We start from the raw sequence: 23792 nt of genomic DNA, 5'->3' as shown, positions 1-23792 counted from the left end.
GAGGCGCGTTCCTTCGGGAGTGTCCCTACTTCCGTCTCCTAACTGGGGTGCCTGAGGGGGAATGCACCCGGTCAATATCAGAGGAGATGAACGATTTATCTTGATATTTGTATAATACGCTACTGTTTTTTGGAAATATCAGCTTTTGACAATTCTACATAGAGAGCATATGCGCGGCTCTGGCCAGCGATTCTGGAACAGATACTCGTTTCGAGTCGGTTCCAGAACGCTCCGCGAATCGCCCATGAAAGTTATTCATGCCTACCATGACAGAAAGCTTTTGTAATTTTAGATACAGAAATCTATTCTTAGGTTGTGGGTGAAAACCCTGTCGCATTACTAAAGGAGATCTACCTATGAATAGCAGCTATTGGCCGATTAACCATGGCAACCCTACTGGCCTGGTTGCCCAGCTCGGTGCCCTCTGGCAAAACCTGCTGGCCCACCTCGAAGCCACCAGTGAACCCCGTGTGTGGAAAGCTAGTGATACCTCTGGCCAAACCCTGTGGAATGCCTACGACCCCATGACTCAGATGGCGATCGATCACGCCTCTGCCGACGAGCTACGCACCTGGCTCGAAGAGCTACACTACCGCAACTAGGGCACTGGGGGTTAAGGCACAGGGTTCACAGCGGCTCTTTGCATCTGAACCCTGAACTTTTTCCCACCCCGACAACTGCACATTTATTTAATGGGCGAATTTTAGGTCACTCACTATAGTCATAGCAACGCTGCGCTCCCCTCGGCGGGGTGGGCAGTCGGCCAATTTGGCCAGCCGTTTCGCTGCAAAGGCTTGCTATGACATCGGTATTGATTCAAGGTGGGCGCATTGTCACGGCGGTAGACGACTATCAGGGTGACATTCTCATTCAAGATGGCCGCATTGAGGCCATTGGTCGCCAGCTCTCGGTAGAGAACGCTGAATGCCACGATGCCGCTGGGTTGCTCGTGCTGCCGGGCGGCATTGACGCGCACGTACACATGGAAACCCCAATGGGCAACGATGTCTACACCTGCGACACCTTTGAAACGGGCACCAAGTCAGCAGCCTTCGGCGGCACCACCACGATTATCGACTTTGCCCAGCAGTTCCACAACGACAGCCCTAAGGCCGCGTTGGATAGACGCTTGGCGGCGGCTGAGCCCCAGTGCTGCGTTGACTACGCCTTTCACGTTATTCTCACCGACATCAACCCCAGCTCTTTGGCCGAGCTACCCGACCTGATCAACCAGGATGGGGTGTCTAGCTTTAAGCTCTACATGGCCTACCCCGGCGTGTTGATGGTTGACGACGCCGACATTTTTAGAACGATGCGCCGCACGGGTGACCACGGCGGCATGGTCAACCTCCATGCTGAGAATGGGGTGGTGATTCAAGCGCTGATCGAAGAAGCGCTGGAGCAGGGCAACACTTCGCCTAAATACCACCAGCTCACTCGCCCCAGCCTGATGGAAGGGGAAGCCGCCCACCGAGTAATTCGCATTGCGGAGCTGGCGGAGGTGCCGGTGTACATCGTTCACCTGTCGGCAAAGGAGGCTTTGGAGGCAGTGGTGGAGGCGCGCGATCGCGGCATCCACGCCTTTGCCGAAACCTGCCCCCACTACCTATTTCTCGATGAGTCGGAGTACGACGCCCCCGGCTTTGAAGCCGCTAAGTACGTGATGACGCCGCCCTTGAGGAACCATGACTGCCAGCACGCCCTGTGGCGAGGCCTGCAATTCGATGACTTGCAGCTAGTGGCCACCGACCACTGCCCCTTCTGCATGAATGAAAACCCGCTAGGGATTCTTAAGTCAAAGCAATTCGGTCGGGATAACTTTAACCGCATCCCCAACGGTGCCCCTGGGGTAGAACTGCGGCTCACCCTACTCTACGACGGCGGCGTGAGGGCGGGGCGCATCAACCTCAACCGCTTTGTGCAGCTCACCGCCACCGCCCCGGCCAAAATGTTTGGCCTGTTTCCCCGCAAGGGCACGATCGCCGTCGGCAGCGACGCCGACCTGGTGCTGTTTGACCCCAATGAAACCCACACCCTCAGCGCCAGCACCCACCACTCTCTGGTGGATTACTCGCTGTTTGAGGGGCGCGAGGTGACGGGCAAGGTCAAAAAGGTCTTTTTGCGGGGCCAGTGTATTGTCGATGGGGATGAGTGGCTGGGGCGATCGGGCATGGGTGAATACCTTCCCCGCAGCGCCTCTGGGCGAGTGCTTTAATAGGGTGCAAGGTTTTGGGAGCAAACACAAACCCTAGGCTCTAAGCCTTACATCCTTGCCCATCAGCCAGGCCTAGATCCAACCCAAAACTAAGAATTCGGCCATTCATCTTGGGCTTCGTCTTTGGTGTTGGTGTTGCGATCGGGGGTGCGCCGCTCAAAGGTTAGATGCACGTTGCGGCTCTGCTCACCGTCTGCCGCTACGGCCATGATCGGGTAGTCAACGACGCCATCCTGGAATGACTGGTGGAACCGGAAAGTGCCATCTTCAGAAAGCTCAATGGGGACGCCAGCTACGGTCACCGTGGCATCGGGCTCGGTGGCCCCATACACAATCAGCTCGGCATCGGCCACTAGCCAAAAATTGCGAGGCGCTAGAGCACCGAAACCAACCCCAGACATGGTCAGCCCAGAGAATCCTGACATCGTAAACGCCCCAATTCCGGAAGTTGTCAGCCCCGCTAGGCCCGCTCCCGACTGGGTTAGGCCTGAGATGCCAGACATCGTCATCCCTGAAATGCCGGACATGGTCGGCAGACCCGGCACCATCGCTGCCGCACCCAGCCCAGCCCCCGAGGGAAAGATAAAGGAGCTAATTGGCGGTGCCATTGACCCCGCTACATGCTGCATTGAGCCAAATAGCGAACCATCAACGCGCAGGGCTTCGCCCCCTTGGGCCAAGGCATAGAGCTGCTCGTGCAGTTGGCCACCGGCATCGGCTCCCCTAACGCGAGGGTCAACCAGGGTCATGATGGTCTTGCCGCGCAGGTTTTCGTCCCAGGTGACGGTGAGGAAATGTTCTTCTGTCCAGTCGGAGGGATAGACAGGGGGAATACGAATGGTGTTGGAGCGGGCCAGCACCAGCCAGCGACCATCGCCTGTCAGGTAGCCAATCTCGACCTGGTAGTCGCGATCGCTCACCGGAATCTGCATATACCATTCCCGTGCCATCTCGTCGCAGCTAACCTGTTGCAGGCTGTGGGGGGCCTGGTCATCTAGGTTAATGCCGGTGACATCGTAGAGGCGCAGGGCTAAGTGTTCACCGCCCTGGCGACGCAACTCTTCTTTGTGGGTGTGGGGCGTATCCCAGTAGGCGTAGGCCCACTGGGGGTCGCGGGGCATCAGCACAATGCGGCTTTCGCCATAGCCGTCGGGCAGGGGCGGCAACCCGTCATCAATAGTAGATAGATCTAGCTCGCCTTCGGTGGGGCGACCAATCACGTTAAATTTACTGGCCTCAACGGCAGACTGATCTTCGGTGCTGGCCAAAGATGCTGCGGCCCCAGCGGCCAAGCCTACGATCCCGAGCGTCACGGGGACAGCAGCGGGCACGGATGGTTCTGGCTCCGCGGGGGCTACTGTCGGCTCAGGGGCAGCGGGCACTTCATCTACAGCAACCGGTTCAGGCTCTTGAGGAACTATTACGGGTTCGGGGGCCAGGGGTACTTCATCTACAGTGACAATTTCAGGTTCGGGTGGCGCGATCGCAGCAGATTCAGGAAAATCGTCAACCGGCGCGGTTGCTTCTGACACAGCGGCCCCAGCAGCCAAGCCTGCGATCCCGAGCGTCACGGGGACAGCAGCGGGCACGGATGGTTCTGGCTCCGCGGGGGCTACTGTCGGTTCGGGGGCAGCGGGCACTTCATCCACAGTGACCTCAGCTTCAGGCGGCACGACCGGAGCAGGTTCGAGAAGATCGACAACCGGCGCGGACGCTTCTGGCACAGCAGCGGCTACGGGCTCATCTACTACGGGCGGCACCACAATCGGCTCAACCGGGGCAGGAGCAACAGGAGGCTCCATTGCAGAAGGCGCAACTGGCGTTGGGAGAGGGGGCTCGGCGGAGGGAGGAGCAACCACAGAGGTGTCAGGGCCTGGGGCCAAACCGCGTCTGCTGCGACCGAGCGCCCAGGCTAAGCCACCCAGAGCCGCTAAGGGCAGCAGCAGCCACCACCAGGGAAATCCAGCGTTGCTGTCGGCTACCGGGGCCGCTTCGGCGGGGGCTTCGGCGGGGGCTTCGGCAGCGGGGTCTGTCTCACCAGGGGCAGGAGCCGCCGCTGGAATGTCTTCGGCAGCGGGAGTGCCTGGGGCGGTTACCCCTGCTGCCACCGCTCCCACTTCGGCCACCTGAGCTGCGGATAGGGCCGATTGCCCAGTGGATGAGGTGGCATAGCCCAAGAAGGCGGCTATTGCGGGGCTGGGTTCACCTTTATAGACAAAATAGCGGGGCTGCGAGTAGGGGTAGCGGGGATCATCGGGCAGGGTCTGGTGCATGGGCACAATTTTGACCGCCGGCTGATCGGTGACATGGGGCGCGATCGCATAGCTAATGCCGTCATCGTTCAACGCCTGAATCACCGCTGCCGTGTCATCTTCAGCCACCGTGTCGGTGCTAGGGCCAGCCTCAAACGCAGCGCCGCGAAAAACCTCGTACTGGCTCAGCGAACGGCGAGTGTCGCTGTCTTCGGGGCGATCGACAAAGCGAATGGGGCCAGGTTCTCCACCGACTTCAGCCCAGTCGGTGATTTCGCCGCGAAACATAGCGGCAAACTGCGCAAAGGTCAGGCTGCCGTTGAAGGGATTGTCGGGGCCAACAATAATGGCAATTTTGGCCCGGTCTAGGGCAACCGTGGTTAAGTCCTGCGCCTGCTCTTCCTCCGTCAGGGGACGCCCGATCGCCGCCAGGTCAGTGTCACCGTCGATTAGCGCCGCGATCGCCCCATCGCTGTTGGTCACCTCCACGTCCACTTCAGTGCCGTCGTAGGCCGCTTCAAACTCCTGCTTGAGGGCATCGGCTGCAAAGCCCAAGTTTGGGGAACTCTGAATCGAGAGGGTAGTTCCTGAGGGCACAGTTTCAGGCAGCGAAAAGACCGGGCTCTGGGCCACCTGGGCGAGGGCAAAATTCCTCAGCTCTGGATGGACGGCTGGGCTTAGGGCAAACAGTGCGGCAACGAGAAGCTTGACTGAATACTGCATCGCTTGGCGGGGGAGGCAAAGAACGGGAGGCTAGGCAAATGTACCAAGTCCATAGGCACAACAGGCGAATGCTGTCTCGCAAAACCCGTTGATTGACCCAGATTTGGTGCGTACCCGAGAATTACGCTCAACTATTGCAGCATTCGTCAGGGGAGTCAATGGTCGAGGGCCAGCGACAGCTAAAGGCAAATATTGGCTCCAAATCCCCAAATATGGCGAAAAGTCAGCTACTTTAACAGCTCGAAATAGCCGTGTGACGCTAGACGCTGCAAACCAACCGACAGCATGGGCTAACTCAGACCTCACAGCCTATGTCTGGCAATTTCCCTAAAAATCATTCGACAAAGTTTTCTCTGTTGTCTCATCTGTGCCGTTTATTTCCTAACCAAAAGGTTCCTGCCGAAGGCTGCGCCAAGGCACATCGTGGCTCCATTCAGGTTGCTGCTGCACCGGGTTTTCGCCCCATTGCTCAACCTGCTAGGAACGCCTACCACCCTACCCACCCGCAACCAGCGGGTTATCATGGGGAAAACCATTGACATTTCTTAACAAATTTCAGCACGATTATTTAGCAAGACTGATTTATTCATGACGGCTTCTTCCCCCACTTCTAGCGGCATCAAGGGTTTTGTGGAGCAGCGCCTTCTGCTGGGCCAGCCTCTAACCTCAGAACTGGCTGCCATTTTGCTGGTGTACTTCGTACAGGGCATCTTGGGCCTGGCGCGGCTAGCGGTGAGCTTTTTTCTCAAAGATGACCTAGGCCTAACCCCTGCCGAGGTAGCTGCCCTCAGCGGTATCGCCACTCTGCCCTGGACGATTAAGCCCGTGTTTGGCCTGCTGTCGGATGGACTGCCGATCTTCGGCTATCGACGGCGGCCCTACCTGATCCTTTCTGGACTGTTGGGTGCGGGAGCGTGGCTAGCGCTAGCTACGGTGGTGCAGACGGGATGGGCGGCGATCGCAGCCATCACCCTCAGTTCCCTCTCCGTTGCCGTTAGCGACGTAATTGTGGATTCTCTTGTGGTAGAGCGGGCGAGGGGCGAATCCCTCGGCAACGCTGGCACGCTGCAATCCCTCGCCTGGGGTACCTCGGCGGTAGGGGGAGTTCTCACCGCTTATTTAGGCGGCGCGCTGCTTCAGCACATCAGCACCCGCGCCGTATTTGGCATCACCGCCACTTTTCCGCTGATTGTGTCGCTAGTCGCGGTGCTGATCATCGAAGACCCAGTCGATTCTCCTAGCTGGGCGGTGGTGGGTAACCAGGTCAAACAGCTCTGGCAGGCCGTTCGCCAGCGGGCGATCTGGATGCCTGCTCTATTCTTATTTCTCTGGCAGGCTACTCCCACCGCTGATGCCGCCTTCTTTTTCTTCACGACCAACGATTTAGGCTTTCAGCCCGAGTTTTTGGGGCGGGTGCGATTAGTCACTAGTCTGGCCGCCCTCCTGGGTATCTGGGTCTTTCAGCGGTTTTTGCGCACAGTGCCCTTTCGCACCATTTTTGCTTGGTCTACGGTGCTTTCCAGCGTGCTCGGCATGAGCATGCTGCTGCTGGTTACCCACGCCAACCGCAACCTGGGCATTGGCGACGAGTGGTTTAGCCTCGGCGACAGTTTAGTGCTCACCGTGATGGGCGAAATTGCCTTCATGCCGGTGCTGGTGCTCTCGGCGCGGCTCTGCCCCCCCGGCGTAGAGGCCACCCTATTTGCGCTGCTGATGTCGGTGGTGAATTTAGCCGGGCTGCTCTCCCACGAACTGGGAGCGGTGCTGACCCACTGGCTTAGCGTCACCGAAACCAACTTCGACAACCTGTGGGAACTGGTACTGATCACCAATCTCACCACGCTGCTGCCCTTGCCCCTGCTGTTTTTGCTGCCCAATACCTCATCCCAGGGAGTGGGCGATCGCAACGAAGAACACGCCGAAACCCTTCCCCCGGCAGAACCCCCCGTGGGTTCAACCAGTTTATTCTCAACCCATGTAACCGAGCACCCAGTAACCGTGGGCGATTCTGGATCAGAACGTTACGCGAAACAAGAGTGATCGATAGACATGTTGCATCGCTGCGCGAATGAACCCTAAAGTTTTCCACAGTTTTTTCCCCAGCTCCTTTACCGCCTTATTTTCTCCGTCTCCTTTACTTTCCTAACTACCCCACCATGACCGCGACCCAACCCCGTCCCACCGCCGCCACCTTTTCTGTCGAAGACTGGGGCAGCGGCTACCGCTCCCAACCCCACGAGTACAGCTACTGGATCGACGACATCGAGGGCACCATTCCCGCCGATCTAGAGGGCACTTTATTTCGCAATGGCCCTGGCCTGCTCGATGTCCACGGCCACCCCGTCAAGCACCCCTTCGATGGCGACGGCATGATCAGCAGCATCGCCATTCAGAATGGACGGGCCTACTTTCGCAACCGCTTTGTGCGCACGGCGGGCTACGTAGCCGAGCAGCAGGCCCAAAAACCGCTTTACAGAGGCGTTTTTGGCACCCAAAAGCCCGGTGGCCCCTTGGCCAACGCCTTTGACCTGAAGCTGAAGAACATCGCCAACACTAACATTGTCTACTGGGCCGACAAGCTGCTGGCCCTGTGGGAAGCCGCCGAACCCCATCGGCTAGATCCCGCTACCCTCGACACCCTGGGGCTGGACTACCTGAACGGCCTGATTGCCCCCGGTGGCTCCTTCACGGCCCACCCTAAACTTGACCCTGGCCACCACGGCGACCAGAGGCTGGTGGGTTTCTCGGTTAAAACCGGCCTTTCTAGCACCATTACCCTCTACGAACTCGACGCCCAGGGCAATGCCCTCAGTCAGCACAGCCACAGCATTCCTGGCTTCGCGTTCATCCACGACTTTGCTCTGACCCCCAACTACGCCATCTTCTTCCAAAACCCGGTGAGCTTTGGGCCAGTGCCCTTCTTGCTCGGGTTCAAAGGGGCGGCAGAATGCATTAGCTTCAACCCCAAGCAGCCCACCAAAATTCTGCTGGTGCCCCGCAATGGCGACCCTATGCAGGTGATAGAGACCGATCCTTGCTTTGTGTTTCACCATGCCAATGCCTTTGAACAAAACGGTCAGGTGGTGATCGACTCCGTCTGCTACGAAAATTTCCCCTCTCTAGACGGCAGCGACTTTCTTGAGGTTGACTTTGACCATGTGCCGGCTGGGCAGCTCTGGCGCTTTACAGTGGATGTGGCGGCAGGTACTACCCAGGTCGACACACTGGTTTCCCGCTGTGTGGAATTTCCCACCCTGCACCCCGACGCTGTGGGGCAGCCCTACCGACATCTATTTATAGGGACAGCCCATGGGTCTAAGGGCAACGCACCGCTGCAAGCCCTGCTCAAGCTCGATACCCACACAGGTGAAACCCAGCTATGGAGCGCTGCCCCGCGCGGGTTTATGGGTGAGCCGCTGTTTGTGCCCCGCCCCCAGGGCCGGGGGGACGATGACGGCTGGGTGCTGGTGCTGATGTATAACGCCGAGCGCGGCTGCTCTGACCTGGTGATTTTAGAGGGGCGCGACATTGCCGCTGGCCCTATGGCCCGGCTCAAGCTGCCCCACCACGTCCCCTACGGTCTGCACGGCAACTTTGTGCCCCACTACTTTGGCCCAGACCACAGTTCAGAGGAAGCTCAAGGTTAGAATTAACCTAATTAGAACTGTATGGGTTACTGCCGATGGCCTCTGCTTCCCCTGCTCAAGCCGCTCAGGAGCCTTTTATTGCGGTGATCCGGGAGCTGGCGCGGTCCTACCAGGCGTTTTCGGCCTACTCTAACGCCCATGTGCGGCAGTTTGACCTGACTCCTGCCCAGTTTGATGTCATTGCTACCCTGGGTAACACCCAGGGCATGACCATGGGCGACATTGGCGAAAAAACGCTGATCACGAAGGGTACTCTGACCGGGGTGGTCGATCGCTTAGTGCAGAAGCAGCTAGTGCAGCGATCGACCCCCGCAGACAATCGGCGCAGCGTCATTGTGCAGCTAACGCCTGAGGGAAACCGGGTCTTTGAAAATGTGTTTCCAGCCCATGTTGCTCACCTGAAAGCGCGTTTTGAGCATTTAGATGCGGACAATCTGGAGCAGTTACGGGTGCTGCTAGGACAGTTGCGACAGGCGTTTTAGCGGTGGGTTGCTGATTCGTCATACGCTTCTAATCGCCTCGGTCAAAGGATGGAGTCATCTGTTAACAGGCGCAGTCTGATCTACCCCCTGGGAATGAGGGGCATAACACCGAAGTCTAAGAAGATCAGTGATCTCCCCAATCCTGGTTTTCTGTTATGACTCGCCCCGGAAGGCATGTTTCTTACTGGATTGATTCGACATTGCCTTCTACTTACCCGGCTCTGAACCAGGATGTGACGGTGGATGTAGCCATTGTGGGCGCTGGACTAGCGGGGGTAATCACCGCTAAGCTGCTCAAGCAGGCTGGAAAGACTGTGGCACTGATTGAAGCCGATCGCATCGGCCAAGGCACATCGGGCCACACCACCGCCAAAGTATCTGCCCTGCAACAGCTAATCTATGCCGATCTGGTTGCCCAGCACGGCACCGAGAAAGCACGGCTCTATGGAGCATCAAACCAGGCCGCGATCGCCCGCCTAGCCGAGTTAATCGCCGCTGAAAACATCGACTGCGACTTTGAACGTAAAGCCAATTACACCTTCGCCACCGATCAAGCGGGGCTCGAACAGATCAAAGATGAACTAGAAGCGGCCCAGAGTTTAGGTCTTCCCGTTACCTTTGTTGAGAGCGTAGACCTGCCCCTGTCGGTGACTGGGGCCGTCATGCTGCCTGATCAGGCGCAGTTTCACCCGCACAAGTTCATGCTGGCGATCGCAGCCACCCTACCCGGTAACGGCAGCTATGTCTTTGAGCAAACCCGAGTAAATACCGTTAAAGACGAAGACCCCTGCCGTGTAATCACCCAAAACGGGCCTACGGTGATCGCTCAAGACGTGGTAGTTGCCACCAACCCGTCCATCCTGGATATTGGGCTTTTCTTTGCCAAGAGCTATCCCCAGCGGTCTTACCTAGTTGGGGGGCACATCGACGCTAACCGCGCACCCCAGGGCATGTACATTGGCGTAGGCGAGGGCTACCGCTCCATTCGCACTGCCCCTACCGACGACGGCAGGCTGCTGCTGCTAGTCGGCGGTGAGGGCCACAAAGTTGGCCAAGACAATGCCACCGACGAACGCTACCAGCGTTTAGAAGACTTTTTGCGCCACCACTTTGGGGTCGAACCCGCCTATCGCTGGTCAAGCCAAGACTATAAATCCTTCGACCAGCTGCCCTACATTGGCAAGCTCACCCTAGCCCACCAGCACACCTACGTCGCCACTGGCTTTAGCCTCTGGGGCATGACCAAGTCAGTCATTGCAGGCATGGTACTCTCTGACGCCATTTTGGGTCAGAAGCATCCCTGGGCAGACCTCTACGACGCCACCCGCCCAACGCCCTTAGTCACCAAGACCTCAGTTCAGCAAAATCTGGATGTCGGGTCGCACTGGGTGGGCGATCGCTTCAAAGGCCTGTTTGATTCCACCGATAGCGTCACCTCTGGAGAAGGCAAACTCGTCACCCACAAAGGGGCCAAAGTCGCCGCCTACCGCGACGACAACGGTCAGCTGCACACCGTTTCTGCTGTGTGCCCCCACCTAGGCTGCATCGTTGCCTGGAACCAGGCTGAGAAAAGCTGGGATTGCCCCTGCCACGGCTCCCGCTTTAGCTGCGACGGCCAGATTCTCCATAGCCCCACCGTCAAACCACTAGCGCAGAAAGCCTGTAACTAATCGGCCCATTGCCCCTACAACCCTGCTGAGACGACGCCCCAGCCCACCCAGGCCCGTGCGACAATAGCGGCATCTTTTAGCCCAGCTTTTCCTATGAGTGGCGACACTATCTTTGGCAAAATCATCCGTAAAGAGATTCCAGCCAATATTGTCTACGAAGATGATCTCTGCCTCGCCTTTACTGACATCACGCCCCAAGCGCCTACCCACATTCTGGTCATCCCCAAAAAGCCCATTCCCAAGCTATCGGATGCAAGCGCTGAAGATAAAGAACTGTTGGGCCATCTATTGCTAACTGTTAAGCAGGTGGCCGATCAAGCTGGTTTAACCGAGAACGGCTACCGAGTAGTGATCAACACCGGCAGCGACGGTGGGCAAACCGTTTTTCACCTACACTTGCACCTGCTTGGCGGACGTAGCCTAGATTGGCCGCCGGGCTAGGTTATTTACTTTTGTGCAACGAAATAAACTTTCTTTTCTCAGCATTTTCTGTAGAAAAGAGAAACTTTACACTGCATATGGGTGAGTCACTCTAACCAAGTCCAGTTCGGGACTTTAGTTTCCCGCAGATATCTTTTACTTCTGGACTTGGCCTCTAGCGGCGCATCCATCATCCATTTTTCGTTGTTATTTATTGGACTCTTACTATGACTACTTCTCTTCGCGCCCGCGATAGTGCGGGAGCTTGGGAGCAGTTTTGTCAGTGGATTACCAGCACCGAGAACCGCCTGTATGTGGGCTGGTTCGGCGTACTGATGATCCCCACGCTGCTTACTGCAACCATCTGCTTCGTCATTGCCTTTATCGCGGCCCCAGCGGTCGATATTGACGGCATCCGTGAGCCTGTAGCTGGCTCTTTGATGTACGGCAACAACATCATCTCTGGTGCGGTTGTGCCCTCGTCTAACGCCATTGGCCTGCACTTCTACCCCATCTGGGAAGCCGCTTCCCTCGATGAGTGGCTGTACAACGGTGGCCCTTACCAGTTGGTGATTTTCCACTTCCTCATCGGCGTCTTCTGCTACATGGGTCGTCAGTGGGAACTCTCCTACCGCCTGGGCATGCGCCCCTGGATCTGCGTCGCTTACAGCGCTCCTGTGTCTGCTGCGACCGCCGTGTTCCTGATTTACCCCCTGGGTCAAGGCTCCTTCTCCGACGGCATGCCTCTGGGTATCTCCGGTACCTTCAACTTCATGCTGGTGTTCCAGGCTGAGCACAACATTCTGATGCACCCCTTCCACATGTTGGGTGTGGCGGGTGTGTTCGGTGGCTCCCTGTTCTCCGCCATGCACGGTTCGCTGGTGACCTCGTCACTGGTGCGTGAGACCACCGAGACCGAGTCGCAGAACTACGGCTACAAGTTTGGTCAAGAAGAAGAGACCTACAACATCGTTGCGGCCCACGGCTACTTCGGTCGTCTCATCTTCCAATACGCCAGCTTCAACAACTCTCGCTCACTGCACTTCTTCCTGGGTGCGTGGCCAGTGATTGGCATCTGGTTCACCTCCTTGGGCATCAGCACCATGGCGTTCAACCTGAACGGGTTCAACTTCAACCAGTCCATCCTTGACTCACAGGGTCGTGTGATTGGCACCTGGGCTGACGTGATCAACCGGGCGAACCTGGGTATGGAAGTGATGCACGAGCGCAATGCTCACAACTTCCCCCTCGACCTAGCTTCTGCCGGTGAGGCCACCCCCGTTGCACTACAGGCTCCTGTAATCAACGGCTAGGTTATGAAACTGGGGCGGGGTTAGCGCCTCGCCCATCCTGTGAACAGGTCGAATGAAGGTATGAAACGCCCCAGAATTTTGGGGCGTTTTTTGTTGCAGATTGAACTGCTGTGTTTGTCAACTGGTGCGTGGGAATTCTGGGTTACAGAGTCGAATGATATTTTCTGTAGCACATTCCTTTATGACTTCAGCAAATGAAAGTGGCATTAAAAAAACGCCGGGTCGGCGCTGGAAGGCTGACGATATAAAAGAAACCCCTGATGAGTTGCGAGAGCTTATAAACAAGCATGGCGATGACGTGCCCAATCGTTTAATCGAAAAGCGTCTTAATCTTCTGCTACTGCTAAAGACTGGGGCTGCCAAGAGTGCCAGTGCTGCTCAAAAGATGGTAGACATTTCCTGGTCAAGTGCCAGTAAGTGGCTGAACGACTATGAGGAACATGGTATTGAGGCGCTGCTAACTGTCAATACTGGGGGCCGAGAGGGACTTGACTCTGCTACTCGTCAGGAAATTATAGCTTGGCGTGAGCAGGGCAAGGAGGCGGCGGAAATCTCTGAGCTGCTAGCTAAGAGAGGTACCTTTGTTAGCCATTGGAGTATCTATCCTATTGCCACTCCCCCGAGCGGGAAGCAGTGGCAGTGCAAGACTACAGCCGCCCTAGACACTGCTATTGATCGGTGGGCTACTGCCAACGGTAGTGACGGCGAACGGTGGTACTTTCCTAAAGATGGCCCTAACAACCGTTACAATCTTAAAGTCGTTAACCAACTGATTGAGCTTGGCCTCAATTATCCCAATCTATCGAAAATCTCTGCCCGTCAATCCTATGGAATGGCAGGGACACGGGGCAGTCACCTTTGCTTTCGATTTGACGCTGATACGGTTCGCCGAATCGAGACAGTAAGCAAGTCTGGGGAGTCAAAAAACCAGACTCTTCGAAGATTGATCGAGGCGGGGTTACTCGCTGATGGGTTTGACCCTGGGTCTGAGTTAGTTCACCTAAGGCAAAGCTAGCGGCAGAACTGTAGCTTATGGCAGATGGTATCTTCATGTGTTCAACTAGAAATTGAGAAAGAAAGTTGGGTCGAGAATTTGAGCCAGGGTGTAGGGGCAGTCAGTCGGAAAAGTGCTGTAGTCAAGGCCGGTGTCTTGCACGGCTAAATCTTGGCCGAGTTGATAGGCGATTCTCCAAGGGAGAGGCTTCGCCAACGCCAGCGCCTCCGCCAAATACGGCTTCAGACTAGGGTTGTCACTCAACCCTAGCTGCACTTGGGTACGCTGTTCCCGAATGGTGGGCCCGCCAGCTATTTCCCCGACGCTCCGGTTGATAGTGCCACTTCAGCAGATGCCCCAGCAGCACACTCAGCCGATTTCTCAATTCTTGCCGTTCCCGCCGTCCCAAGTCTTCGAGTTCCTCTACAAGGTGGGGCAAATCGAGCTTATCCCACAGGTTTTGCTCTAGCAGTTGGGTTTGCTGCTGAGTCCAGGCATAGAAATCTGTTTCATAAAGGCTGGCCATAGCGTATGCCTATTTTGCAAGCCGATCTATAGCTCATCATAAAAGAAGCAACCCAGAGTAATTGCGGTGGTTCCCAGTGTCACAGTTCCCGCCTCGTATTCACGTTCTGTTGGCCAGTCAGGCACCCGTTGGATTGGTGATTCGCAGGGGGCCATCGAAGCGCGTTGCGACGATGCTCTGGAATCGCGATCGCGACACCTTTCACCTTGGCCAATGGATGAAAGGCCGCATCTATGAGCGTCGCAGTGACATCTCGCCCGATGGCAAGCATGTCATCTATTTCGCGATGAACGGCCAATGGCAGTCGGAGTCGCGGGGAGCGTGGACGGCGATTTCGCAGGTGCCGTATCTGAAGGCGATCGCATTTCTCCCGAAGGGCGACTGCTGGCACGGTGGCGGCCTGTGGACGGGAAAGACGAAATATTGGCTAAATGACGGCTATGGCCATACAGGATTATCTAACCCATCGTCTTTGCAGCGAGACACCCAGTATCAGCCCAAGGGCGGCTGCGGCGGCGAATGCTTGAGCGTCTATTACCCTCGCCTACTGCGTGACGGTTGGACTTGGGTCGATCGCATCAAGGTTAGACAGTGGCAAGACAAAGATATCTTTGAGAAACCCATTGGTCAAGGCTGGACACTGCGCAAGATTGCCCACGCCGAAGTTGGTGCTCCGGTGGGTAAAGGCTGCTATTGGGATGAGCATGAGCTGATTGGCCCTGGCTCAGCCATAGCCATAGCCTGTCCAGACTGGGAGTGGGCCGAGTTAGACAATAAACGGCTGGTCTGGGCCAGCGCAGGCCAGCTTCACGCGGCCCAAGTCTGCAAACACGGCTTAACAAAGGAAACCATGTTATTTGATTTCAATGACATGATGTTTGAAGCGATTGAGGCTCCGTACTAGTTCTGGACTAGCGTTTAGTAATACAATGCATTCGCCTAGATCCGGTCAGGAAACACCGATTAAATGAGGAATTACGGCCCTAAGACGATGCAGAAACCAGGCTGGTCACTCGATCGTCGCGATCCTCGATTTATTGAAGCCTTTCAGCCGCTTTGGGCCTGGCTATACGAGCATTACTTTCACGTTCAGACCGCGGGGTGGGAGCAGATTCCTGAGGGTCAGGTGATGCTGGTGGGCTCTCACAATGGCGGGTTGTCGGCACCTGACATGTTTATGATGGTCTACGACTGGGTGCGGCGCTTTGGCACCGATCGCCTGGTCTACGGTCTGATGCACCCTAAGGTGTGGCAGGCGTCTCCCCCTGCGGCCTGGCTGGCAGAACGGGCGGGGGCGATCGCCGCCCACCCCAAAACTGCCCTAGCCGCCCTCGATCGCGGTGCCAGCATTTTGGTATATCCCGGCGGGGCGCAGGATGTGTTTCGTCCGTTTTATCAGCGCGATCAAGTTCAGTTGGGCGATCGCAAGGGGTTTGTCAAAATCGCCATTCAGCGCCAGATTCCCATCGTGCCGGTGGTCTCCTGGGGTGCCCACGAAACGCTGCTGGTGCTAGCCGACATCTATCCCCTCGTCGAACGCCTCCACGAGTTGGGCATGCCCTGGCTACTGGGCATCGATCCGGAGGTGTTCCCCATCTACCTAGGGCTGCCTTGGGGCATTGCCTTTGGGCCGCTGCCCAATATTCCCTGGCCCCGCCCCATTGACACCTATGTCGGCGCACCGATCTATTTTGAGCGTTATGGGGCAGAGGCGGCGCGCGATCGCACCTACGTCGATACCTGTTACTGGCAGGTTCACCACAAAATGCAGCACGACCTCAACCACCTAATTGCTAAGCACAGCAGCGAATGAGAGTAAACACCTGAGGCATAGCCCGCACGTTATGCCCCAGACAAAGCCACTGCACGGCTCGGAAACGCTCTCACTAGCTTCTTGTCCATCGACACTACCTTGGTATCAAGCTGTATGGCTAGCGCAATAAACTCACAGTCGTAGGCAGAGCAATCACTATCACGCACGAGCTCCAGCACCGATCGCGAATCTACTTCAAATTCGGCACCCTGCATCAGTGACTCAGCCTCAGCCTGCAAGTCATTCGCCTGCTCAAAGGTAATAATCTTTCGCCTCAAGTAACCAGCCAAGATATTGCGGAACTCGCTGCGCCAAAGGATGGGCGCTGCCCACTCAGAGTCACGTTCCAGCAGTTGCTCGGCTGCTGCCGTATATTCGCAGGGCAAGTACAAGTAAGCAAGCACATTTGAATCAACAACGATCATGGTCGGTCAAGCCGCTTGGCTGCATCAATATCTTCGGCACGAAACTCACTTTGCGGTAATGCGTTACGTAGCGCACGGGCACGGGCTAACCGTTCACTGGTCGAAATTTTGCTCGGCAACAGCACAGACTCTAGGCAAACAATGGCCTCACTGTTTAAGCTGCGGCGATGCCGTTCAGCAGAGGCCTTTAAGCGTTCATACACTCCATCAGGAATGTTCTTTAAAGTCAGGTTGGTAGGCATAGAAAAGTTGGAATGCAACCGAAATAGTTCCATTCTGGCACTCATTACCACCATTGCACTAAGGGGTTCAGGGATGAACCACTACCCCCGAATTTGCACGGGCATGACCAGGTAGGTAATCTTAGTTTCCCCCAGGGGCACAAACACCGCCGGGCTAGTCGCCGCATTGCACTGCATTTGCACCTCAGTAGTGTCAAACGCCTTCAAACCATCCAGCAGATAGCGCACATTAAAGGCGATATCCAGCTCGTCACCGCTCACCTGGGCGGGCAATTCTTCGCGCCCGCTGCCGACTTCCTGCGCTTCGACCGAGAGAGCAATGCTCTGATCACCAGGGTTGAGGGTGATTTTAATGATGTCATTTTTCTGGCTGGCCAGCACGGCAATACGCTCCAGACTCGACATCAACCCTTTGCGATCGACTGTCACCTGACGGGCAAACTGCTTCGGCAGCAGCTGGCGGTAGTTGGGGTACTGCCCTTCGAGCAGACGGGTAGTGAGACGCTGTGCCCCCAGGTCAAACAACACCTGAGTTTCATCGAGCCGTAGGGCCACCGGCTCATTAGAGGTATAGCCCTGAATCATGCGCTCTAGCTCGCGCAGCGCCTTAGCAGGCACAGTGACATCCATCACTGGCGTATCGGTAGCCGATTCGTCGGTGGTTTGCACCACGGCCAGACGGTGGCCATCGGTGGCGGCAAACTCTAGGGCATCGGTTTCAGAGAGCAGGTGCACGCCGGTGAGCACCTGTTTGGTTTCGTCGCCGCTAGTGGCAAAAAGCGAGCCGCGTAGGCCACTGAGCAGCGCATCAGCCGAAAGCGAAATCGCTTCGCCCTCTTCCACCGTGGGCAGCGAGGGGTAGTCTTCAGCACTCAGGCCTCGCACCTCATAACGGCCCGAGGATGAGGTAAGCGTCACGGTAGTGCTATCGCCCTCAGATTCTAGAGTGATGTCTTCATTGGCCAGGCGAGAAACAATATCGCCCCAGAGTTTAGAGGGCAGAGTGAGTGTGCCGGGTTCTTCGACTTGGGCGCTAAAGCGGCTTTCAATGCCCAGCACCTCGTCAAAGCCCACCAGGGTAACCGACTGACTCTCAATATCGGCCTTGACCAAAATATTGGCTAGCACAGGGCGACTAGGGCGAGATGACACCGCACGGCTCACCGACGACAGCTGGGCACTCAGCTCGTTCTGGGGGCAGATAAACTTCATGGCAACGGAAAAAAGAAACGCAACTGGAGCGGAATGCCACCCGAGAAGATTCATCTGCGAGGGTGGACTGATTCCGTACTAGCAGTATCTCACCTTTGCAATAGATTCCCGGTTAAACCGTTCTTTTTACAAAATTTTGAAGGGCTGGATCCCTTTGCCTAAAAGCTTTATAGCGTTTTTGAAAGCAGATACTTTTTGATTGGGCGTTCATCCTACCACCCTTTTTTGTTCCCCTCAGTGTGGCCCCTGTTAAGTAAGGTCTGCCTTCCGGAAGAAGAAAATTTAAAAGATAGTAGTAGTAGTAGTAGAGCCTGTGAAAACTGTGGATAACCTTTGAAAAGTCTGGCAACTATGGGTTGCATTGCTAACTTCGCTGGGGAAAAAGCCTGGAAAAAGATCTAAGGTTTCCACACCCTTGGAAGCCACTGCATCAATATCCACCAAGAGCGAGAGGTTATCCCCTTTAAAGACAGGGTTTTCCACAGTTTCTGCACTGTTTTCCCCAAGGATATTGAAGAAAATGATCACAAATTGTTACATTTTCTTCAGACTGTGCCTCTCTTGGGATCCCAAATATCTGCTTGAGGCTAGCTTACACCTTTTGGCTAGAGATGGGAAGAGATTTCTTAGCCAAATGGGATCCCAAACGTCTGCTTTAAGATAATCCTACACCTTTTATTGGGGGATGGGACACTTTTATGGGCTAATGGGATCCCATTTGGTTGCTGTAAGGCAATCCTACACCTTTTGTCTAAATATGGAAAGAGGTTTTTGGGCCAATTGGGATCCCAAACGTCTTCTTTAAGATAATCCTACACCTTTTATTGAGGAATGGAAGTTCCTATTGACTAAATGGGATCCCAAATAGCTGCCGTAAGGCAATCCTACACTTTTCGCTAGAGATGGGAAGAGATTTCTTAGCTAAATGGGATCCCAAACACCTGCCAGAACAGTTTTTCGTAAGCACCTTGCATGGAGGTAGGAGTCTTTCCTGGTAGAGGCACCCGGATGTATGTCCATGGAACTCACGATGTCTGTGTAGGATACCTTCCTACTACGAGGGAATTTGAGTTAGGCGACGCCTGCGGTGATAGGTGTATTGGTGGGGCTGGGGGTTTTGGCTTTCATCACCAGTACAGAGCAGGTGGCGCGGTGCATGACGTGGTTGCTGACGCTGCCGAGCACCAGTTCTGATAGGCCAGTGCGGCCTCGGTTGCCGATTAGAATCAAGTCTGCTCCCCATTCTTGGGCGGCTTTGCAGATCACAGTGGCAGGGTTGCCAATCAACTGCCGAAACTCGGTGGGGACTCCCGCCGTATTGGCGGTGGCGGCATAGTGACGCAGGCGATCGAGGCTCTCATTTTCGTAGCGTGTCCAGGCTAGTCGCCAGGCCTCTAGGTCAAGCTCGGTGCCAGGAGCCCAGTAGATATTGTCGAGCTGGGCCGACATGGGCAGGGGGCTGCTTTCGTCTTGATTTGACAGGCTGTGCACCAGCAGGAGTGCGCCATCAGTGGCCTGGGCTAGCTCAAGGGCTTGGTCAAATAAGGCGTTGCTGGTAGGGCTGTTGTCTAGGGCAACTAAAATTTTGCTGTACATGGGGTGTCCTCCCGATCGCTGAAGCAGATTAGGTGTGGGTCAAGGTGACCTAGGGCGGCGGTCGATGGTGCTCTAGGTGGGGTGTTAGCCAGCAGAAAAAGAGCACTAGCACCAGGGCACCGAGTTCGGTTGCGAGATATAACGTGTCGTGGTAGTTCAGAGCTAGGAATAGCATGGGCCGATCCCCCCGATGCGTGGCACCTTTAGGGATGGTTCTTGGCAACCGGTTCCCTTAATTCCATTGTCCTGCGGGGTTTTAGGATGGGCGAAGGACTGAAATGAAGCTTGATGTGCGATCGCATTTCATTACCTTCTGCCAGAGAGAAGTCTGGCGAGCGTCGGGGCGTTGGGAGATGAAGAGGATGGGGGAGTGTAATGGGCTATTGATGACTCGGATCTCAACACTCACGCAGGCTTAGCTGGGCATGGTGGTTTCAAAGGCACGTCCATCTTCGCGGCAGATTTCAAAGATCATGTTGCGGCCCGACAGCGCCACGATGGGCAGGCTGCCACCGGGCTCAGTCCACTGGCTGACCATGTAGAAGCTGTCTAGGCCGGGGAGGCGCTTGGGCACGCCTTTGATCATCAGCGGCAGGGTATCTTTGGTCAGCAGCCAGCCGCAGCTAGCACCCTGCCAGTTGCCGGTGAGTTTTTCGTAGCTGAGAGGGGTGGTTACCTCCATGTTTTCCACAGCTGCCCCCAAACCTGTGTAAAACTCTTCCATGCGCCCAATTAGCATTTCCGCCGCTTGGTTTGGATGGGCCGCATGGCTCCCTTGCCAATCGCTGTAGTGGGTGGTCACCATAAAGCTCACGACTGACTTGCCGGCAGGAGCCAAGGATGGATCAAAGCCATAGTGTTTGACGCCAATTTCGGCGTGGGGCTGGTTGGCGATCGCGATCGACTCCTCCAACAAATGCGTCACCCAGTGGGGCCGATGGGAAAAATCCATATTTACCCCCAGCGACACCTGAAACTGCGAGTGCATGGGCAGGTGCCCGTCGTAGAGCTTCTCAATTCTGCGGTTGATATACTCACCCTTGAGCAAGTCAAAGATGGTGCGGCGACCATCGCAGGCAGAGATCACCCGATCTGCCCGGTGCTCGTCGCTGTTGACCAGGCGCACCCCCACAGCCTGCCCATTCTCCACCAGCACCCGATCCACAGGCGCTGCATAGTGGATTTCGCCGCCCAGCTCCAGATAGCGCTGCTCAATGGCGCGGGCAAAGGCGATCGCCCCCCCTACCGGCGAGCCCGCATTGCCGTTATCCAAATAAGCCAGTAGCGACATGCCCACCATCACCGGCACATCGGGCCAGGCGAACATGTGGGGCATCGCCCTCCGCAGAAAGGGGTTCTTTGCCTGCCCTGCCAGGTCGCTTAGCGAGAGCTGGCTCCACTTGCCCAGCACCCCCATAAATGGCAGCACCTGCTTGCCCATCCGCGCCCAGTCTGCCGCCGTCATCAGCGACTTGGGCTTTTGTTGCAGCATCGACAGGTCAAACTCTTTGAACTTGCGCACGCCGTTGCAGAAGCCTGCAATCAGCTTGGCATCCTCTGGAGCCAGCTCTCGCAGATGCGCCTCTAGCTTATCGGGCTGGCTGTGTACTCGCAGCACCTCCCCCTGGCCACCGTGGATCTGCATGAACTCGGTCTGGTTGGTAAACTCGACGCCCTCAAAGGCTCCCAACTCGCGCCACAGCTCGTAGAAGGGTTGCCCCTCCCCTGTGCCAAAGATGTAGTGAATGCCAGCATCAAAGGTATAGCCCTGGCGCGTCCATGCCGTACAGAGTCCCCCCGGCTGGTCGTGGGCCTCAAAAATGACGCTGCGGTAGCCATTCATTTGGGCGTAGCACCCGGCGGCTAGCCCAGAGATGCCAGCGCCAATGATAATGATGTCTGCGGTAGGGGCCATGGGGAATGCGATCGCGCGGATAGTATCTCAACGCTAGATTGCCCACAGAACAAGTTCCCAAACCTTGAGATTTTTTGATGCCGTCAGTTAAAGCTCTGGTTCAGAGGCGGCATGATACCGCATGTGCTGTGGCAGTTTATCCATAGCCGTCCTCTGCAACGGGATGTCATGCCCTTGCGATACGTGCCGCAATCGTAGCACCACTAAAAGCCGCGTCGTTTGTGATCTCGCGTGTAGCGAAGAAAGGCGGCACGAAGCCCCTCGCTGCTCGTTCGTCTGAGAACTCTGCTTCAAATATTGCCAGCTCATTCTGTGGTTCTAGGTAAATGTCCAAAGAACCGCCACACAACGTATATCTACGCTTGCGGGCACGGTGACCCGCAAGGTCAGCGAATTGTGAGTACTCGCTCTCTGTCAGGTAGATATTGGTTATCGGTTCGCCAAGCGGCGTGCATTTGCCGTATTTCTTGCCGAGCTTGAAAACGACCTCCCGTGGCCCGGCAATTCGCCGCAATCGCAGCCGCGAGTCGGAAATATAGAGATCCTCAATCTCACGGTAAGGCAGCGGCGCGAGATCTAAAGCAGATAGATCAACGAGCCAGCGACGCTCGATTTCGAGGAGCGTGTACTTTGGCATCTCATTCATGCACTGAACTCAGGGAAGGGGCATAGCTATGTATTAAGTATCAAATCTGCAAGATCTTGGGCTACAACATCCGCACGGTAGCGCAATCAGCCAAATCGCAGATGACAGCTTTTGATTACCAATCGCACCCCTACCCTTGGGCACCCTAAACCTCAGAATCAGGGGAAACACAACATGCTGGCAAGGGTTTGGAGCGCGGCACTCGTGGGCATCGATGCCCTCAAAGTTGGGGTCGAAGTCGATATTTCTGGTGGCCTACCCGGCGTGGTTGTCGTGGGCCTGCCTGACACCGCCGTGCAAGAGTCGCGTGAGCGGGTCAAAGCCGCGCTCAAAAATGCTGGCTTCCCCTTCCCCATGCGCAAGGTGGTGATCAACCTCACCCCCGCCGACCTGCGCAAAGAAGGCCCAATTTTTGACCTGCCCATCAGCGTTGGCATTCTCGCCGCCTCAGAACAGGTGAACACTGACGCCCTCAACGACCTACTGTTTTTGGGAGAAGTCTCCCTCGACGGCAGCCTGCGGGCGGTGGCTGGGGTGCTGCCGATCGCAGCCGCCGCGCAAAAACTCGGCATTCGCGGTCTAGTGGTGCCCACCGACAACGGTCGCGAGGCCGCTGTGGTGCCTGGGCTGACGGTCTACAGCTTTAACCACTTATCGGAAGTCGCGGATTTTCTCAACAACCCTTCAGGGCACAACCCCGTGGTGGTTGACACCAAACTAGCAATGAATTCCGTTGCAAACACTCTGGATTTGCGGGATGTGAAGGGTCAGGCCCAGGCCCGCCGCGCCCTGGAGATTGCCGCTGCGGGGGGACATAATTTGATTTTTGTTGGCCCACCAGGCAGCGGTAAAACCATGCTGGCCCGTCGTCTACCCTCCATTCTGCCGCCGCTGCAATTTGAAGAAGCCCTGGATGTAACGCAGATTCACTCTGTGGCGGGTCTGCTCAAGGAGAAAGGCACTTTGGTCAATATGCGCCCTTTTCGCAGTCCCCATCACTCGGCTTCTGGCCCCTCCTTGGTTGGCGGCGGCAGCTACCCCAAGCCAGGGGAAATCTCTCTGGCCCACCGAGGAATTCTGTTCCTTGATGAGCTGACGGAATTTAAACGCGACGTGTTGGAATATCTGCGCCAGCCCCTCGAAGACGGCTACGTCACGATCACCCGCACCCGCCAGTCCGTGGTTTTCCCTGCCCAGTTCACGCTGATCGCCAGCACCAACCCCTGCCCCTGCGGCTTTTACGGTGACTCGGTGCAGCCCTGCACCTGTAGCCCCCGCAGCCGCGAAAACTACTGGTCACGCCTCTCCGGCCCCCTGATGGATCGGATCGATTTGCAGGTGGTGGTCAGCCGCATTAAGCCCGAAGAGATGACCCAGCACCAGACTGGGGAAGCGTCGGAGCCGGTGCGCGATCGCGTCCAAGCTGCCCGCCAACGAGCCCATGATCGCTTCAAAACCGAACCCGGCTTGCAATGCAATGCCGACATGCAGAGCCGCCACCTCAAACATTGGTGCCCGCTGGATGACACCAGCAAGACTTTGCTGGAGGGGGCCGTGCGCAAGCTGGGGCTGTCAGCCCGCGCCATGGATCGCATTCTCAAAGTCGGTCGCACCATCGCTGACCTGGATGGCGCTGAAGATCTGCAAACCCACCATATCGCTGAAGCCATCCAGTACCGCACCATCGATCGCATGCAGTGA

Annotated in this window: 22 protein-coding genes and 1 riboswitch; of the genes, 12 read left to right on the top strand and 10 right to left on the bottom strand. The window is 56.3% G+C overall.

What is annotated here, in order from left to right:
* Positions 1 to 2 precede the first annotated feature (2 nt).
* A riboswitch (Glutamine riboswitch) is annotated at positions 3 to 95 on the bottom strand.
* A 261-nt stretch (positions 96 to 356) separates the two neighbouring features.
* Positions 357 to 602 carry a hypothetical protein gene (locus H6G07_RS11950; protein ID WP_073608186.1) on the top strand — a complete coding sequence of 82 codons (246 nt, stop codon included), beginning with the start codon at positions 357 to 359 and terminating at the stop codon, positions 600 to 602.
* Between the two features lie 197 nt (positions 603 to 799).
* Positions 800 to 2215, top strand: a complete 1416-nt coding sequence (gene hydA / locus H6G07_RS11945; protein ID WP_073608187.1) for a dihydropyrimidinase — start codon at positions 800 to 802, stop codon at positions 2213 to 2215.
* 89 nt (positions 2216 to 2304) lie between these two features.
* On the opposite strand, the gene H6G07_RS26895 is transcribed toward hydA, so the two are convergent.
* Entirely contained in the window at positions 2305 to 5190 is a 2886-nt protein-coding gene (locus H6G07_RS26895) for a DUF4912 domain-containing protein (RefSeq protein ID WP_073608188.1), read from the bottom strand.
* A 588-nt stretch (positions 5191 to 5778) separates the two neighbouring features.
* Here H6G07_RS26895 and H6G07_RS11935 point away from each other — a divergent pair.
* The 7 genes from H6G07_RS11935 (at position 5779) to H6G07_RS11905 (ending at position 13737) form a co-directional block, all read left to right on the top strand.
* The gene (locus tag H6G07_RS11935; protein ID WP_084173069.1) at positions 5779 to 7230 is read left to right on the top strand and encodes a folate/biopterin family MFS transporter; all 1452 of its coding nucleotides are present in this window, start codon (positions 5779 to 5781) and stop codon (positions 7228 to 7230) included.
* 116 nt (positions 7231 to 7346) lie between these two features.
* Positions 7347 to 8837 (top strand): carotenoid oxygenase family protein, encoded by a 1491-nt coding sequence (locus H6G07_RS11930; RefSeq protein WP_073608189.1) that lies wholly within the window; start codon positions 7347 to 7349, stop codon positions 8835 to 8837.
* Positions 8838 to 8872: 35 nt separating this feature from the next.
* Complete coding sequence (locus H6G07_RS11925) at positions 8873 to 9319, top strand: MarR family winged helix-turn-helix transcriptional regulator (RefSeq protein ID WP_073608190.1); 447 nt, start codon at positions 8873 to 8875, stop codon at positions 9317 to 9319.
* 200 nt (positions 9320 to 9519) lie between these two features.
* The gene (locus H6G07_RS11920) at positions 9520 to 10989 is read left to right on the top strand and encodes an FAD-dependent oxidoreductase (protein ID WP_242026739.1); all 1470 of its coding nucleotides are present in this window, start codon (positions 9520 to 9522) and stop codon (positions 10987 to 10989) included.
* Positions 10990 to 11082: 93 nt separating this feature from the next.
* Positions 11083 to 11430, top strand: coding sequence for a histidine triad nucleotide-binding protein (locus H6G07_RS11915; RefSeq protein ID WP_073608192.1), 348 nt, complete (start codon positions 11083 to 11085; stop codon positions 11428 to 11430).
* Between the two features lie 206 nt (positions 11431 to 11636).
* Positions 11637 to 12722 carry a photosystem II reaction center subunit D1 gene (gene psbA / locus H6G07_RS11910; RefSeq protein WP_190740709.1) on the top strand — a complete coding sequence of 362 codons (1086 nt, stop codon included), beginning with the start codon at positions 11637 to 11639 and terminating at the stop codon, positions 12720 to 12722.
* Between the two features lie 154 nt (positions 12723 to 12876).
* Positions 12877 to 13737, top strand: a complete 861-nt coding sequence (locus H6G07_RS11905; RefSeq protein WP_139297008.1) for a helix-turn-helix domain-containing protein — start codon at positions 12877 to 12879, stop codon at positions 13735 to 13737.
* A 45-nt stretch (positions 13738 to 13782) separates the two neighbouring features.
* Here H6G07_RS11905 and H6G07_RS26890 read toward each other — a convergent pair whose 3' ends face one another.
* Both H6G07_RS26890 and H6G07_RS26885 read right to left on the bottom strand, forming a co-directional pair.
* Positions 13783 to 13992 carry a DUF29 family protein gene (locus H6G07_RS26890; protein ID WP_338420698.1) on the bottom strand — a complete coding sequence of 70 codons (210 nt, stop codon included), beginning with the start codon at positions 13990 to 13992 and terminating at the stop codon, positions 13783 to 13785.
* Positions 13973 to 14242 (bottom strand): DUF29 domain-containing protein, encoded by a 270-nt coding sequence (locus tag H6G07_RS26885; protein WP_338420697.1) that lies wholly within the window; start codon positions 14240 to 14242, stop codon positions 13973 to 13975. Before H6G07_RS26885 ends, H6G07_RS26890 begins: the two co-directional genes overlap by 20 nt.
* A gap of 172 nt (positions 14243 to 14414) precedes the next feature.
* Here H6G07_RS26885 and H6G07_RS11895 point away from each other — a divergent pair, with 172 nt between their 5' ends.
* Positions 14415 to 15146 (top strand): hypothetical protein, encoded by a 732-nt coding sequence (locus H6G07_RS11895; RefSeq protein WP_199312041.1) that lies wholly within the window; start codon positions 14415 to 14417, stop codon positions 15144 to 15146.
* Between the two features lie 87 nt (positions 15147 to 15233).
* Positions 15234 to 16055, top strand: a complete 822-nt coding sequence (locus H6G07_RS11890) for a lysophospholipid acyltransferase family protein (protein WP_242026738.1) — start codon at positions 15234 to 15236, stop codon at positions 16053 to 16055.
* 29 nt (positions 16056 to 16084) lie between these two features.
* Here H6G07_RS11890 and H6G07_RS11885 read toward each other — a convergent pair whose 3' ends face one another.
* The 7 genes from H6G07_RS11885 to H6G07_RS11860 form a co-directional block, all read right to left on the bottom strand.
* Positions 16085 to 16480 (bottom strand): type II toxin-antitoxin system VapC family toxin, encoded by a 396-nt coding sequence (locus tag H6G07_RS11885; RefSeq protein WP_073608197.1) that lies wholly within the window; start codon positions 16478 to 16480, stop codon positions 16085 to 16087.
* Complete coding sequence (locus H6G07_RS11880) at positions 16477 to 16722, bottom strand: FitA-like ribbon-helix-helix domain-containing protein (protein ID WP_073608233.1); 246 nt, start codon at positions 16720 to 16722, stop codon at positions 16477 to 16479. The genes H6G07_RS11885 and H6G07_RS11880 overlap by 4 nt, the downstream gene beginning before the upstream one ends.
* A gap of 81 nt (positions 16723 to 16803) precedes the next feature.
* Entirely contained in the window at positions 16804 to 17934 is a 1131-nt protein-coding gene (gene dnaN / locus H6G07_RS11875) for a DNA polymerase III subunit beta (RefSeq protein WP_073608198.1), read from the bottom strand.
* A gap of 1071 nt (positions 17935 to 19005) precedes the next feature.
* On the bottom strand, positions 19006 to 19530 hold the full coding sequence (locus H6G07_RS11870) for a universal stress protein (RefSeq protein ID WP_073608199.1): 525 nt from the start codon (positions 19528 to 19530) through the stop codon (positions 19006 to 19008).
* Between the two features lie 49 nt (positions 19531 to 19579).
* A complete protein-coding gene (locus tag H6G07_RS26690; RefSeq protein WP_277882068.1) occupies positions 19580 to 19705 on the bottom strand; it encodes a hypothetical protein in 126 nt (41 codons plus the stop codon).
* Positions 19706 to 19945: 240 nt separating this feature from the next.
* Complete coding sequence (locus tag H6G07_RS11865) at positions 19946 to 21445, bottom strand: phytoene desaturase family protein (protein ID WP_073608200.1); 1500 nt, start codon at positions 21443 to 21445, stop codon at positions 19946 to 19948.
* A 166-nt stretch (positions 21446 to 21611) separates the two neighbouring features.
* Positions 21612 to 22091, bottom strand: a complete 480-nt coding sequence (locus H6G07_RS11860; protein WP_073608201.1) for a CYTH domain-containing protein — start codon at positions 22089 to 22091, stop codon at positions 21612 to 21614.
* A 174-nt stretch (positions 22092 to 22265) separates the two neighbouring features.
* Here H6G07_RS11860 and H6G07_RS11855 point away from each other — a divergent pair, with 174 nt between their 5' ends.
* Positions 22266 to 23792, top strand: coding sequence for a YifB family Mg chelatase-like AAA ATPase (locus H6G07_RS11855; RefSeq protein WP_073608202.1), 1527 nt, complete (start codon positions 22266 to 22268; stop codon positions 23790 to 23792).

It is taken from the genome of Phormidium tenue FACHB-1052 (assembly GCF_014696675.1).
Taxonomy (GTDB): domain Bacteria; phylum Cyanobacteriota; class Cyanobacteriia; order Phormidesmidales; family Phormidesmidaceae; genus Nodosilinea; species Nodosilinea tenuis_A.
The sequence above is the reverse complement of the archived record's forward strand: the minus strand, read 5'-3'. Positions and strand labels throughout refer to the sequence as shown.

Bases quoted from the DNA above. Each gene is read 5' to 3' on its own strand.
- H6G07_RS11905 (WP_139297008.1), top strand. From the start codon at position 12,877: ATGATATTTTCTGTAGCACATTCCTTTATGACTTCAGCAAATGAAAGT.
- H6G07_RS26690 (WP_277882068.1), bottom strand. From the start codon at position 19,705: ATGCTATTCCTAGCTCTGAACTACCACGACACGTTATATCTCGCAACC.
- H6G07_RS26885 (WP_338420697.1), bottom strand. From the start codon at position 14,242: ATGGCCAGCCTTTATGAAACAGATTTCTATGCCTGGACTCAGCAGCAA.
- psbA (WP_190740709.1), top strand. From the start codon at position 11,637: ATGACTACTTCTCTTCGCGCCCGCGATAGTGCGGGAGCTTGGGAGCAG.
- H6G07_RS11870 (WP_073608199.1), bottom strand. From the start codon at position 19,530: ATGTACAGCAAAATTTTAGTTGCCCTAGACAACAGCCCTACCAGCAAC.
- H6G07_RS11935 (WP_084173069.1), top strand. From the start codon at position 5,779: ATGACGGCTTCTTCCCCCACTTCTAGCGGCATCAAGGGTTTTGTGGAG.
- hydA (WP_073608187.1), top strand. From the start codon at position 800: ATGACATCGGTATTGATTCAAGGTGGGCGCATTGTCACGGCGGTAGAC.
- H6G07_RS11925 (WP_073608190.1), top strand. From the start codon at position 8,873: ATGGCCTCTGCTTCCCCTGCTCAAGCCGCTCAGGAGCCTTTTATTGCG.
- dnaN (WP_073608198.1), bottom strand. From the start codon at position 17,934: ATGAAGTTTATCTGCCCCCAGAACGAGCTGAGTGCCCAGCTGTCGTCG.
- H6G07_RS11855 (WP_073608202.1), top strand. From the start codon at position 22,266: ATGCTGGCAAGGGTTTGGAGCGCGGCACTCGTGGGCATCGATGCCCTC.
- H6G07_RS11865 (WP_073608200.1), bottom strand. From the start codon at position 21,445: ATGGCCCCTACCGCAGACATCATTATCATTGGCGCTGGCATCTCTGGG.
- H6G07_RS11895 (WP_199312041.1), top strand. From the start codon at position 14,415: ATGCTCTGGAATCGCGATCGCGACACCTTTCACCTTGGCCAATGGATG.
- H6G07_RS11885 (WP_073608197.1), bottom strand. From the start codon at position 16,480: ATGATCGTTGTTGATTCAAATGTGCTTGCTTACTTGTACTTGCCCTGC.
- H6G07_RS11860 (WP_073608201.1), bottom strand. From the start codon at position 22,091: ATGAATGAGATGCCAAAGTACACGCTCCTCGAAATCGAGCGTCGCTGG.
- H6G07_RS11950 (WP_073608186.1), top strand. From the start codon at position 357: ATGAATAGCAGCTATTGGCCGATTAACCATGGCAACCCTACTGGCCTG.
- H6G07_RS11880 (WP_073608233.1), bottom strand. From the start codon at position 16,722: ATGCCTACCAACCTGACTTTAAAGAACATTCCTGATGGAGTGTATGAA.
- H6G07_RS26895 (WP_073608188.1), bottom strand. From the start codon at position 5,190: ATGCAGTATTCAGTCAAGCTTCTCGTTGCCGCACTGTTTGCCCTAAGC.
- H6G07_RS11915 (WP_073608192.1), top strand. From the start codon at position 11,083: ATGAGTGGCGACACTATCTTTGGCAAAATCATCCGTAAAGAGATTCCA.
- H6G07_RS11890 (WP_242026738.1), top strand. From the start codon at position 15,234: ATGCAGAAACCAGGCTGGTCACTCGATCGTCGCGATCCTCGATTTATT.
- H6G07_RS11930 (WP_073608189.1), top strand. From the start codon at position 7,347: ATGACCGCGACCCAACCCCGTCCCACCGCCGCCACCTTTTCTGTCGAA.